Source organism: Chelatococcus daeguensis (genome assembly GCF_001887265.1).
Lineage (GTDB): Bacteria > Pseudomonadota > Alphaproteobacteria > Rhizobiales > Beijerinckiaceae > Chelatococcus_A > Chelatococcus_A sambhunathii.
Window position 1 is genome coordinate 286,014 of sequence record NZ_CP018096.1, and the last position, 12,763, is coordinate 298,776.

At 68.4% G+C, this 12,763-nt stretch carries 11 protein-coding genes; 7 read left to right on the plus strand and 4 right to left on the minus strand.

Going from position 1 to position 12,763, the window contains the following annotated elements:
* Positions 1–28: 28 nt before the first annotated feature.
* Positions 29–490: a YbhB/YbcL family Raf kinase inhibitor-like protein gene (locus tag BOQ54_RS18275; RefSeq protein ID WP_055458647.1), complete on the plus strand. Its 462-nt coding sequence runs from the start codon at positions 29–31 to the stop codon at positions 488–490.
* Positions 491–602: 112 nt separating this feature from the next.
* A complete protein-coding gene (locus BOQ54_RS18280; protein ID WP_063188828.1) occupies positions 603–1,373 on the plus strand; it encodes an SDR family oxidoreductase in 771 nt (256 codons plus the stop codon).
* A gap of 88 nt (positions 1,374–1,461) precedes the next feature.
* On the opposite strand, the gene BOQ54_RS18285 is transcribed toward BOQ54_RS18280, so the two are convergent.
* From BOQ54_RS18285 to BOQ54_RS18300, 4 genes are all read right to left on the minus strand, one after another.
* A complete protein-coding gene (locus BOQ54_RS18285) occupies positions 1,462–3,678 on the minus strand; it encodes an amylo-alpha-1,6-glucosidase (RefSeq protein ID WP_071924678.1) in 2,217 nt (738 codons plus the stop codon).
* Between the two features lie 48 nt (positions 3,679–3,726).
* The gene (locus BOQ54_RS18290) at positions 3,727–4,818 is read right to left on the minus strand and encodes a glycosyltransferase family 4 protein (protein ID WP_071924794.1); all 1,092 of its coding nucleotides are present in this window, start codon (positions 4,816–4,818) and stop codon (positions 3,727–3,729) included.
* Between the two features lie 307 nt (positions 4,819–5,125).
* On the minus strand, positions 5,126–5,791 hold the full coding sequence (locus BOQ54_RS18295) for a polysaccharide biosynthesis/export family protein (protein ID WP_063188824.1): 666 nt from the start codon (positions 5,789–5,791) through the stop codon (positions 5,126–5,128).
* Positions 5,791–6,063, minus strand: a complete 273-nt coding sequence (locus BOQ54_RS18300) for a hypothetical protein (RefSeq protein WP_063188822.1) — start codon at positions 6,061–6,063, stop codon at positions 5,791–5,793. The genes BOQ54_RS18295 and BOQ54_RS18300 overlap by 1 nt, the downstream gene beginning before the upstream one ends.
* Positions 6,064–6,357: 294 nt before the next feature.
* On the opposite strand from BOQ54_RS18300, the gene BOQ54_RS18305 reads away from it, so the two are divergent.
* The 5 genes from BOQ54_RS18305 (at position 6,358) to BOQ54_RS18325 (ending at position 12,727) form a co-directional block, all read left to right on the plus strand.
* The gene (locus tag BOQ54_RS18305; protein WP_071924679.1) at positions 6,358–7,827 is read left to right on the plus strand and encodes a hypothetical protein; all 1,470 of its coding nucleotides are present in this window, start codon (positions 6,358–6,360) and stop codon (positions 7,825–7,827) included.
* Entirely contained in the window at positions 7,824–9,113 is a 1,290-nt protein-coding gene (locus BOQ54_RS18310; protein ID WP_145979834.1) for a lipopolysaccharide biosynthesis protein, read from the plus strand. The genes BOQ54_RS18305 and BOQ54_RS18310 overlap by 4 nt, the downstream gene beginning before the upstream one ends.
* 5 nt (positions 9,114–9,118) lie before the next feature.
* On the plus strand, positions 9,119–10,246 hold the full coding sequence (locus BOQ54_RS18315) for a glycosyltransferase family 4 protein (RefSeq protein ID WP_071924681.1): 1,128 nt from the start codon (positions 9,119–9,121) through the stop codon (positions 10,244–10,246).
* A 158-nt stretch (positions 10,247–10,404) separates the two neighbouring features.
* Positions 10,405–11,856 (plus strand): undecaprenyl-phosphate glucose phosphotransferase, encoded by a 1,452-nt coding sequence (locus BOQ54_RS18320; protein ID WP_186438067.1) that lies wholly within the window; start codon positions 10,405–10,407, stop codon positions 11,854–11,856.
* Between the two features lie 28 nt (positions 11,857–11,884).
* Positions 11,885–12,727, plus strand: a complete 843-nt coding sequence (locus BOQ54_RS18325) for a WecB/TagA/CpsF family glycosyltransferase (RefSeq protein ID WP_055458639.1) — start codon at positions 11,885–11,887, stop codon at positions 12,725–12,727.
* Positions 12,728–12,763 lie beyond the last annotated feature (36 nt).

The window sequence follows — 12,763 nt, forward strand, 5'->3', positions numbered from 1 at the left end:
GGATGGCCGACAATCCCGGGAGGAGGCGATGGCCCTGACGCTCACGAGCCCCGCTTTCGCCGACGGCGAGAAAATCCCCCGCACTTTCGCCCGCGACGGCGAGAACCTGCTGCCGCCCTTGCGCTGGGCGGGCGTACCGGCAGGCACGCGCAGCCTCGTGCTGGTGATGGAGGATCCCGACGCGCCGCGCGGCACGTTCCGTCACCTCGGCATCTACGACATCCCTTCGGACCAGAGCGGCCTGTCGCAGGGGGCAGACCCGGGGGCGGGCGAGAGCTTTCGCTTTGCCCGCAACGACTTCGGCAACACGGCCTATGACGGCCCGCAGCCGCCGCCCGGCCACGGGGTGCATCACTACTATTTCCGCCTTGCGGCGATCTCCGAGCCGCGCCTCGGCATCCTCGGCGACGTCGGCGTGGCGGACGTATGGAAAAAGGCGAGAAAGCACCTGCTCGAGGAAGCGACCCTGGTGGGTACCTACGAGCGCTGAGCGACGTCGGCACGTTCCATTTCAGGCGCAAGAAGCGGAGTGCCTGCCGGCCCGGCGCCTGCGAGGTTGCAGCCCTTCCGGCCGCCCGGCGGTCATTTCGAAGGGTTTGCAGATGAACATGCTCAAGGACAAGGTTGCCATCGTCACGGGTGCAAGCTCCGGTATCGGGCGCGCCACCGCCCTGCTCTTCGCGCGCGAGGGCGCGAAGGTCGTCGTGACGGCCCGCCGCAGGCAGATGCTCGAGGCCCTCGTGGAGGAGATCGCTGCCGCCGGCGGCGAAGCTTGCGCCGTCGACGGCGATGTGCGCCAGGAGGCATTGCACGATGCGGCTGTCGAGGCTGCGGTCGGGCGCTTCGGCGGGCTCGACATCGCCTTCAATAACGCTGGCATCGTCGGGGACCTGGTCTCGCTCGATCAGCTTTCGGCCGATGCGTGGCGGACGATCCTCGACATCAACCTGACGGGGGCGTTTCTCGGCGCGCGCCGGCAGGTTCCCGCGATGCTGGCACGGGGCGGGGGATCGCTCATCTTCACCTCCACCTTCGTCGGCCACACGGTCGGCATGCCGGGCATGTCCGCCTATGCGGCCAGCAAGGCGGGCATGATCGGGCTCATGAAGGTCATCGCGGCCGAATTCGGGCCCAAGGGCGTGCGCGCCAACGCCATCCTGCCGGGCGGCACCGACACCCCGGCAGCCATCACCAATGCGCCTGACGCGAAGCCCGAGCTGCTCGCCTTCGTCGAGGGCCTGCACGCCCTGAAGCGGATGGCGCAACCGGAGGAGATCGCCCGCTGCGTGCTGCATCTTGCTTCGGATGCGGCGAGTTTCGTGACCGGCGCGGCGGTGCTCGTCGACGGCGGGGTTTCGATCAGTCGTACCTGACGGGGGCGGCCGGGGAGGGGAGACGCCGTCTTGCCCTCCCGTCACCCTGCGGGACGTTGCGGGCACCCGTCGCCCGCCAGCTTGCCGCTCAGTTCGTCGTCAGCACGCGGACCGGCCCCGAGCGGTTGAGCACCTCCACGACCACCTGGGCGCGGGACCGGCGCAGGGCGATGTCGACGACGCTGCCGGCGAGCGACAGCCGCCGCAGGGTGACGTGGTCGAGGAAATCCGGCAGCACCGGATGGTCGAAGGTGATCTTCATCCCGTCCGGATCGAAACCGAGGCCTAGACAGGACTGGAGCAGCGACAGCGGCGCGGCCGCGGCCCAGGCCTGCGGCGCACAAGCCACGGGATAGAAGGTCGGTCCCTGCGTGCGCTGGCGCGCGAAGCCGCAGAACAGCTCGGGCAGGCGCCGCATGTCGATGTAGGTGGAGGCCTCGAACAGCCCCTGGAAAAGGCGGGCCGCCGCACCGCGATGGCCATAGCGGGCGAAGCCGGCGGCGATCAGGGCGTTATCGTGCGGCCAGACCGAGCCGTTGTGGTAGCTCATCGGATTGTAGCGCGCTTCCGTATCCGCGATGGTCCGCACCCCCCAGCCGCAATAGGAGGAGCTCCCCATCAGCGTGTGCATCACCGCTTCCGCTCGCTCCGGCTCGGCGAGTCCGGTGAAGAGCACGTGCCCGGCATTCGAGGAGCGGACGCGGCACGGGCGCTTGGCGCCGTCGAGAGCGATGACGTAGGTGCCGAGCGCCGCATCGAAGAAGGCCTCGTCGAAGCGGCGGCGCAGGGCATCGGCCCGGGCGCCGTAAACCTCGGCCTCCTTGGGGCGGCCCATGCGGCGCAGCATCGCCGCCACCCCCCGCCAGGCACCATAGACATAGGCCTGCACTTCCGCGAGGGCGATCGGACCCTCCGCGATGCTTCCGTCGTCGTGGAAGACGGAGTCGTGGCTGTCCTTCCAGCCCTGGTTGACGAGGCCCTCATCGGTGCGCCGCCCGTATTCGACGAAGCCGTCGCCGTCCCTGTCGCCATGGCTGTCGATCCAGCCGAGGGCCGCCTCGATGTGCGGCCACAGGCGCTCGACCGTGGCGAGGTCGCCGGTGCGCTTCAGATAGGCACCAGCGAGCATGACGAACAGCGGCGTCGAGTCGATGCTGCCGTAATAGCGGCGGAACGGCACCTCGCCGAGCTCGGCCATCTCGCCGTGGCGTACTTCGTGCAGGATCTTGCCCGGCTCGGCATCGGCAAGCGGATCGAAGGTCGTTGCCTGGTTGGCGGCGAGATAGCCGAGCACGCCCCTGGCAATGGTCGGATCGAGCCACAACGTGCAGAGCGCGGTGATGAGTGCATCCCGGCCGAAGACCGTGCTGAACCACGGAATGCCCGCGTAGGGATACGGCCCTTCGGGGGTGTCGGTGATCAGCATGTAGAGATCGGAGACGCTGCGACGTACCGATTCGTTGAAGATGTCGTTCGACGTCGCGATGGAGGCCGCGCGCGCAGCGGACTGGCGCAGCGCGCGCCGCGCGTCGCGCAACGCGCTGAAGAAGGCTCGCCGCGGCGGCTGGTTGGCGCCCTCGAAGCCGCAGTTGATTTCGAGGAACAAAGAGATGCTCTCGCGCGGTGGCAGGTCGAGGATGAAAATCGCGGAGCTGCCGGATAGCCGTGCCGGAGCGGGATCGAAGGCGAGCGTCGTGGCACGGCGGTGCCCGTCAAGCCCGGTGTAAGACAGCACCACCCGGTTGTCGCCGATGTCGGGCGGGTGATGCGTGCCGCGCCGTTCGCGGTGCGAACCGCGCACCTCGAAAAGGTCGGCGAAATCGGCTGCGAAGGCGATTTCGACCGAAAGGCGCCGCGTCTCGGCATCGAAGTTGCGCAACACGAGCCGCTCGAAGCAGCCGGCGTTCCACAGGAAGCGGGACCGGCGCAGATGGATGAGGTCGTGGCCGAGGACGAGCCGCCCCTTCTCGTCGAACAGGTCCGGATTGGTGAGGTCGCAGGTCAGGGTGGCATTGTCGTCGCGCAGGGTCGAGCTGAGCAGCATCGGCCGTGCGCCGTCGATGGTGAGGTAGAGATGCGAGAGATGGCGGGTGTCGCGGTGGAAGATGCCCTCCGGGCTGCCCGGCCCGGAGAGCGCATCGCCGTTGTGGTCGAAGACCGCGAAGGTGTCGCCGTGCTTCAGGGTGCGCGGCCGCCGCTCCTGCAAGGAGGCGGAGGCCGGAATGAAGAACTGCGCGATCTGCGCTGCCCCGGGCCCTGCAGGAGCCGGTGCATGCGGAACAGCTTCTGCGCCGATCGTCTGCATGTCGCAAATCCCGTTCTCGTCAGCCGATGGACCGGGGCCGCGCGGCCGTCAGGCGACGACCTGCAGGCCGGGCTCGCCACCTGCCACGTAAAGGAGCGGCGAGCGCGCCTTGACCCCCGGCAGCGTGCGGTAGATTTCGACATAATCCTCGGCCATGCGCTCGACCGTGAAGCGCCGCTCGAAAGCTGCCCGCACGGCCGACCGGTGGATGAGGCCGAGCCGGCCGACGGCCGCGACCGCTTGGTCGACGTCATCGACGATGAAGCCGGACACGCCGTGCTCGATGACCTCCGGCACCGAGCCGCGGCGCATGGCGATGACCGGGGTGCCGCACGCCATGGCCTCGATCATAACGAGGCCGAAGGGCTCCGGCCAGTCGATCGGGAAGAGGAGAGCGGCGGCATTGCCGAGGAACTCAGCCTTCTCGGCGTCGCCGATCTCGCCCAGGTAGGTGACGTTCGGCGTCGCCGCGACCATGGGGGCGATCTGCTCGCTCCAGTAGGCCTCGTCGACCTTGTCGATCTTCGCGGCGATCTTCAGCGGCAGACCCGTCCGCGCCGCAATCGCTATGGCAAGATCCGGCCGCTTCTCCGGCGAGATGCGCCCGAGGAAAGCCAGATAGCCGCCCTTCGGCCGGTCGTTGAACGGCAGGAGGTCCCGCGGCAGGCCATGATGGACCGTGCCGACCCAGTTGACCGGTGGCATCGGCCGGCGTTGATCATCCGAGATCGAGACGAGCGGGATGTCGGCAAAGGCGGCATAGAAGGGCTTCAGGTCCGGCAGGTCCAGCCGGCCGTGCAGGGTCGTCACGGTGCGGTCGGCGAAATCGCGGATCAGAGGAAAATGCAGGATGTCGATGTGGAAATGCAGCACGTCGAACCTGTCGGCGAGCGCGCGCACGCGATCCAGCATCGCAACGTGGTAGGGCACGTGATCGCGCACGGCCGGGTTGAGCCGCAAGGCGATGTCCGAGCATCGGACGAGTTCGGCGCTCGTGCGGGTGTCGCCGCTGGCAAAGAGCGTCACCTCGTGCCCCTGGCGGACAAGTTCTTCCGTCAAATGGGAAACGATGCGCTCCGTGCCGCCATAAAAGCGCGGTGGGCAGCTCTCGGCGAGCGGGGCGATCTGGGCGATCTTCATCGGCAGGGCCTTCATCGGCAAAACCTCCTCATGCGAGCGAAGCATCGACAATGAACCGCGCAGCTTCGACGCCTGCGCAGCGGCCGTCCCTCCGGGCACGGCAGTCTGGACGCTGAAGGCCTCGACAACGGTCCGGGGCCCGAACAGCGCCGGAAGTCGAACGTTCCCGGCGCGACCGGCCGAAGAGGCCCGGACGCGCCGCAGACGGGCCCCAAGCATTTCTCCCGCCTTGTGGCAAATCGTGGGCAATGGCGGCGAGCCGGCCGCGGCCCGGCAAATTGCGATGCAATCTGATCCGAATGGAGCTCTAGAAGTAGCGCTCGTCGACGCGCAGGTTGTCGCCCGGAAAGACAGGCACGGGGCGGGCCATGTCATGGGCCCGCTCCTCGCTTTCGCCGCGCCGGCGGATGTAGATGCGCCGCTGATCGGCCCGCGGGGTGAAGCCGCCGGCAAGCGCCACGGCCTCGAAGGCCGACAGCCCGGGGCGGAACTTGTACTCGCCGCTGTTGCGCACCTCGCCGAGCACGAAGATGGGCCGGTAGGCGAAGATCTCGACGACGATGCGGGGATTGCGCAGGAGGCCGCCGCGGAAGCGCCTGGTCAGCGTGTCCTGCAGGTCGGCGAGGGTCTGGTTCTCGGCCGGCACTGCGCCGATGAGGGGCAGCGTGACCGCGCCGCCGCCGTCGATCTCGAACTGTCCGGAGAGCGCCTCCTCGCCGAATACCGTCACCCGGATGCGGTCGCCGATACCGAGGCGGTAGCGATAGCTCGACGGGGCCGGCTGGTCGGGCCGGGAGATCGTTGCGTCTGTCGCGCCGGCTGCCGTCGGAGAAAGTGCCGCCGACGGCCCGCCGTCGTTCGCAGCGGGGGCGAAGCAGCCGGACAGAAGGGCTGCCAGCGCAAGCGCAGGCGCTGAGGCAGGGCGAGCGGCGGGATTGCGGACAGGCGGCGTGGAGCGCGGGAACGAAACCATCAACGGCCTCTGAGCGGTGTCAGGAACGGAACGCAGCGGATGCGAGGGGCGCAGCCGGCGCCGGGAAGGACGGCATAGGTCATGGCGACGGCGGGGGTCTGCCGACTGAAGTCGACGAGCCCATCCACCCCGAGCGCGACGGCCGGCACGAGGAAGCGGACGGCTGCTGCCATACCCAGCCTTACGGCGCCGTTGCAGGCGAGGCCCAGCAGGCACAGGCCGGTGAGCAGAGCAAGAACCGCAAGCGCCGTCGGGCTTTTGGAGCCGAACATGGCCGGTGCCGCGCCGCGAAGAAGCGTGAGGGCTGGGCCCGCCGGTCCGCTCCACGATACAGTCCCGCGGCCTCTGGCCGTGCCGACCCACTGGGATGGCGCCGTTCGCCGTTCATTCTTCGCGGATTGCAAGATGAAAACTCTAGATAATATTTTGAATGAAGACGATGAGGATATTATGAAGATAGTTTTGGGAATTTTAAATCAGAAATATATGAGAGAAATTTGCAATCGATAAGAATTCATCTGCGGGATGTTGCCAAGTCTTGGGATGCAGCGGCGCGACCCGACCCGATGCTGTGCGTCTTCCTGGCCGTAGCGTCGCTGGCGGCTGCGCTGCCGGTGGCGGGACATCTGGCTTTTCCGGCGCTCGGCCCGGTCATGTCTCTCGCCCTGGCGCTCTGTCTCCTGCAGGGCGGACCCGGGATGGTGCCGCCGCTGCTCCTCTTCGTCTTCACTTTTCAGAACAGTTTCGTCGCGATGCTGCTGCCGCTGCTTCCCGACAGGGAGGAGTTCGACACGGTGCGGGGCTACAGCTTCCTGACCGCCGCGCTCCTGTGGGCCGGCTTTGCCGCCTTCCATCTCAGGGGGTGCGCGGGCGCCCCACCGTTGGCGAGACGCCTGATGGCGCTCTCCTTCGCGATGATCGCCGCCGCTGGTGGCTATTGTGTCCTTGGTGCGATCGCCGACCCGCGCGCCGCCCTCGTCTACCTGCGCAACATCGCCCTTCCGGTGATGCTGTTCCAGATCGGCCTCGTCGCCGGTGCCCGCCTCGCGGTGCCGCCCAAGCGTTTCCTGCCGGCTCTCACCCTGATGGTGCTCGCCTTCGGCTATGCCGAGCTCCTCGCCTATGACGCGCTGGCGGCGCTCGTCAATGCCGATGGCTATATCGCCCTGCGCTTCCGGCGCATGATCGACAGCGGCTTGTGGCTGAAAGCCGTCGAAGCGGGCGGCCGCGTGCTGCGTGACGAGCGCGACATGCTGCTGATCAACCCGTTCAACGTGCCTTGGTTCGCCGACTTCGGCCCGATGTTGCACCGCCTCAACGGTCCGAACTTCCATCCGATCAGCTTCGCCTATCTGCTCGGGATCCTGTCCTTCGTTCTCCTTGCCGCGGGCCGCCCCCTTTATCTCGTCGCAACCGTGCCCATTCTCGCTGTCATCGGCTCGAAGGGCGCCGTCGTGTTCGTGCTCATGGCGCTGGCGGGCTTCTGGCTGCTGCGCCGCCTGCCGCGGCTCGCGGTGCCGACGTTCCTGCTGCTGCTCATGATCTATGCTGCGGCGGCCTTCGTCGTCGGGTTGGAGCAGCGCGACTACCACGTGCTCGGCCTCGTCGCAGGGTTCGAGAGCTTCACAGCCAATCCGCTCGGCCACGGCCTCGGCAGCGGCGGCAACCTCGCCGTCGACCCGGCGGAGCGCGACTGGCAGCGCGCGCAGGCCCTGGGCACGGCCGGCCAGGCGGTCGAGAGCGCGCTCGGCGTACTGCTGCACCAGATGGGGATCGGCGGTCTCGCGCTTCTGGTGGGCTATGTCGTCATCGCCGGAACGGCCCTGCGGCTCCATCGGGCGGGGGGCGGGCCGTTCGTCGCTGCCGTCGCTGTTGCCGTGCCGGCGCTGCTGGTCAACGGGGCCTTTCAGGAGGAGGCGCTGTTCGCGCCGCTCGCCATGGGGGCCTTGATGCTTGTGACCGGCCTCGCAATCGGCCGTGCCGTGCGGCAGCAAGCCTCTCGTGCCGGGCAGCCGCCGTACGAGGGGCACCCGTGATGGACGGTGCACGGCCGGTGCGTGCCATTCTCGCCGGGGCAGGCCCGGTGCTGGCGCTCAAGTTTGCAGGGGCGGCCGCAGCTTTCGGCATGTTCGCCGTGACGGCCCGCACCTTGGATGCCGAGGCCTTCGGCCGACTCGGCATCTGGTTCAACGCCATGTCCTTTCTGGCTGTCGCCGCGTTGTGCGGCCAGGAAACACTCATTCTCAAGGTCTGGGCGACCGGGACCGTCGCCTGCCGGCATGGCCTCATGCGGTTCGCGCTCGGCAACATGATCGCGGCGTCGCTTGCGTTCTTCGTGGTGGCGCTCACGGTTACCCATGCAGCCGGTCTCGATCCGTCGCCGGGCCTCGCCGCTGCTGCCGGCGCCTTTCTCGTGGCGCAGGCGATGCTGCATCTGACCTCTCATGCGAGCCGCGTGGGCCTCGGCATAGGCGTGGCCGAGGGGCATCGGGAGGTCGTCTGGCGGCTGGCGGCCGCCGGCACCGCCATCGCGTGCCTCTCCGGCGGGTGGCCGTTCGTGCCGGAGGCCTTCCTCGCCGTGGCAGCCTTTTGCATGGTCGCAAGCGCCACCTGGCAATGGCGCCGGCTCTCGTCCAGCATGCGGGGCGGTGCTGGCCCGGTTGCTGCCGACCGGCGCGGCTGGCGGCGGCAGATGGGTGGCATGTGGCTCGCAGCCATCCTCGACGCCGGCCATCAGTATCTCGATGTGGTGCTCATCGGGCTGCTGCTCGATCCGTCGGCCGCGGCCGGTTATTTCGCCGCCGCTCGCGTCGCGGCGATCTTCCCGATCCTCGCCGGGGGGCTCGCCAACTATGCCTCCGGCCAAATTGCCGCGCTCTTCCCGACCGGCCGGAGGCAGCGGCTGCAGAGCCTGCTGGCCCGGCTCCAGTCGCTTGCGGCAGTCGGGGCGGTCACCGGCCTCGCCGTGGTTGCGGTATGGGGCGCGGCGCTGCTCGCGATTTTCGGCGACGGCTACCGGGATTTCGCGCCGATTCTCCGCCTCCTCGCCCTGGGGGCGGCCGTTTCGCTTCTCGCGGGACCGGCGCCGCACCTGTTGCTGCTGTGCGGTCACGAGCGCGCCTATCCGATGGCGGGCATCGCGGTCCTCGTTCTGCGGATGATGCTCGTCCTCGTCCTGGGCAGCACCTTCGGCGCCGTCGGCGCGGCGGCAGCGGTGGCCTTTATGGCGTCCCTCCAGGCCGTCATCCTCAACCGCCTGTGCCGACGCCGGCTGGGCATCGACCCGTCGGTCATCGCGCTCCTGCGGCATGCAAACAGGTGAGCGAAATGGCTGACGGCCCCTTCCGACTGCTGTTCGTTCAGCCTCAGGCCGAAGGTGCCGGCGCCCAGGAGCTGGCGCGTCTGCTCGGCGAGAAGCTCGCGGAGCGGGGGTTCGAGGTTCATCACTGCTTTCTCTACCGGCGCACGGGCTACTACGACGGCCTGCCGCGCGTGCATTACTGTGCCGCCAGCCGTCCACGCGATGCCGTCGCGCTCTTGCGGCTTCTCATCGCGCTCCTGCGCCATCTGCGCAGGGTGCGGCCGCATGCGGCGGTTACCTTCCAGCACTGGGGCAACGTGATCGCCGCGCCCATCGCGCGGGTGACCGGCGTCCGTTGCGTCCTCGCCAACCGCACCTCCGCCACCCTCGCCATGCGGCCCGTATTGGCCGCGCTCGACGAGGTGCTCGGCGTGCTGGGCTTCTATTCACGCATCGTCGTCAATTCCGGAGAGGTCGCGCGCGAATACGACAGGCACCCCGCCGCCTATCGCCGCCGCGTCGTGCGCATCGACCACGGCTTTCGACCGCGCACCGGCTGCCTGCCGCCGGACGCGGCGCGCGAGGCCCTGCGGGCCCGGCTCGGCCTCGGCGCGGAAGCGTCGGTTCTCGGCTGCGTGTCGCGGCTGCACGCGCTCAAGAACCTCCCGGCGGCGGTGCGATTGCTGCCGGGCGACGCCAGGCGGCATCTCGTCCTCGTCGGGCAGGGGCCGGAGCGGGAGGCGCTCGTCGCGCTTGCGCGCGAACTCGGCTGCGACGAGCGTCTGCACCTGCTTGGCGAGCAGCCCGCCGAGGCGATCGGCGATATTCTCGCCGGGCTCGATCTCTTCGTCTTTCCCTCATTGGCCGAGACCTTCGGACTCGCCGTCGTCGAGGCGGCGGCGGCGGGCGTCCCGGTCCTTGCCCATGACCTGCCGGTGCTGCGAGAGGTGCTGCAGGTCGACGGCGAGCCCTGCGGGCTCTTTGCCGACGCGCGGGACGAGCGCGCTTTCGGTGCAGCCGCGACGGCGTTGCTCTGCGACGCCGCTGCATCGGCGCGGCTGGCCGCGACGGGCCGGCGCCTCGAACGACGCTACAGCCCTGATGCGATGGCCGCCGCCTACGAACGACTCCTCGGCGATTGCCGCCTCGGCTGACCGGCCGGTCAGCAATTGCGTCACAACCTTACAGTGCATGCATTGAACGGCGCATCTGCAGGACGCAGAATTCGAATATGCCGGCTGTCCACAGGCTGTCCGCAATTGGCCGTTCTGCGGGGAGCGCCGGGTTTCTCCCTCGATTGCCCATTGAAGCGATGTTGCACCAGCCCCGCACGGACCACCGCCGTCCCGTCGTCGCGATGCGCGTCGGCAAAGCCTTGCCGAAGCGGCGCACGCTGGCGCTCGATCGCCTGATCCTGGCCATGCTGTTCGCACTCGTCGACTTCTGGGCGTTGCATGTCGCCGCAACGGCGGTCTACCGGGGCTATCATGCCTGGTGGCTGGCGACGCCCTATCCGGCCGATGTGGCGCTCGTCTTCTGCGCGGCCGTTGCTGGTACGACCGCTGTCCTCATCTTCGAGCGCCGCGGCTATGAAATGCCCGGCCTGACGGCTGCCGGTCAGGCGCGGATGCGTCGCCGCATCTGGCTCGGCGTGATGGTGGCCGCCATCGTCATCGCCTTTGCCACCAAGCTCGGCGGCGATCTCTCGCGGGCCGCGGCCTGCATCATCGCCCTGGTTGGCCTTGGTGTTCTGGCGATGACCAACCGGCTATTCGCTGCCGTCGCCCGCTTTGCGCAGGCTTCGGGCTATCTCGCCCGCAGTCGCATCATGCTGGTGGGCGAGCAGGGGCGCATGACCGGCTTCGCCGCCGCGTTCGACGCGGAAGCCTTTGGCCTCGAGGTGGTTGGCCATGTCGATGCGGCACTGTTCGACGCGGGTCCGGCCTGCCGTGCGAGCGTGCTCGACTTCGCGCGCCGGCAGGCAGTGGAGGAGGTCTTCGTCGCGCTGCCGTGGACAGACGACGAGCGCATCGCCCGCATCCTGCGCGGCTTGGCCGAACTGCCCGTGGCGGTGCATCTGTGCCCCGACCGCATCACCAGTCGCCTCGCCGAAGCGCGATTGCGCCTTCTCGACGGTGCCGCCTTCCTGCAGCTGGCGCGTCCGCCGCTCGACAGCAGCGAGGTTATCGTCAAGCGCTGCTTCGACGTCGTGGTGGCGGCCACGGTGCTTGTTCTCCTGGCGCCGCTGCTTCTCGTCATCGCCGTGGCCGTGCGTCTCGACAGCCCGGGCCCCGCGTTGTTCCGGCAGCGCCGGCACGGCTTCAACCGGTCTAGCTTCGTCATCTACAAGTTCCGCACGATGACGGTGATGGACGATGGTCGCAACATCCGTCAGGCCCGCCGTCACGATCCGCGCGTGACGCGGGTCGGGCGCTTTCTGCGCCGCACGAGCCTCGACGAGCTTCCGCAGCTCTACAACGTCCTGCGCGGAGACATGTCGCTCGTCGGCCCTCGTCCCCATGCTCTCGCCCACGACGACTACTACGACGCCCTGATCCGGTCCTATGCCCGCCGCCACAATGTCAGGCCCGGCATCACCGGCTGGGCCCAGGTCAACGGCTGCCGCGGCGAGACGGATACGATCGAGAAGATGCGCAGGAGAATAGAGCTCGATCTGTTCTATGCCGACAACTGGTCTTTCGGACTCGATATGAAGATATTGCAGATGACATTCGCGCAGATATGGCGTCATGACGCCTATTGAACCTCCATCATGCTATCGAGAGGTCGGGATGCGACTGTCCAGCAGCCTCAGCGCGCGTCCACCGGTCGTTACTTTCAGCGATACCGAAGCGCTTTACGAGGCCTTTGCCGCCGGCCGCCTGCCGCGCCTGACCGTCGGCGGCCTGCCGGGGGAGCGCCTCACCCGCCGGCAATGGGCCGAACTGTTCGGGGCGATATGCCGCTGCCGTCCGCGCGGCGAGGCACCACCGCCGTTCTTCTCGTCGATCAATGGCCAGACCATCTCGCGCTATCATCGCGAGGCAGCGGTGCGCGCGCTGTTCCGCCGCTGCGGCGGGCTTGCAGTTGACGGCATGTCGGCCGTCTTCGCCTCGCGGCTCCTGAGCCGCACGCCCTTTCCGGAACGAGTCGCGACGACGGACCTGTTCCATGACGTTGCCCGCCATGCGCAGGACGAGGGCCTGAGCTTTTTCCTTCTCGGCGGCACGGTCGAGACCTGCGCCGCTGCGGCGCGCCAGGTCGCGGCCCTTTATCCGCGGCTGACCATCGTCGGCACCCACCACGGCTTTTTTGCCGAGCACGAGGAAGAGGCGTTGGCGCGGCATATCAATGCACTGGCGCCGGACATCGTGTGGGTATCGATGGGCGTTCCCCGCGAGCAGCTGTTCTGCGTCCGCAATCGCGACCGTCTGCACCGGGTGGGGCTGCTCAAGACGAGCGGCGGACTCTTCGACTTCTTGGCGGGACGCCACAGCCGGGCACCGGTCTGGATGCAGGCCTGCGGCCTCGAATGGCTGTACCGCCTTGGGCTCGAGCCGCGGCGACTCCTGCGCCGCTACGCGACCACCAGTCTCCATGCCGCCGTGGTGCTGATGACCCGCACGGGACGCTAGACCAAAGTGCCGGCCACCACATTGCTTCATCGACGG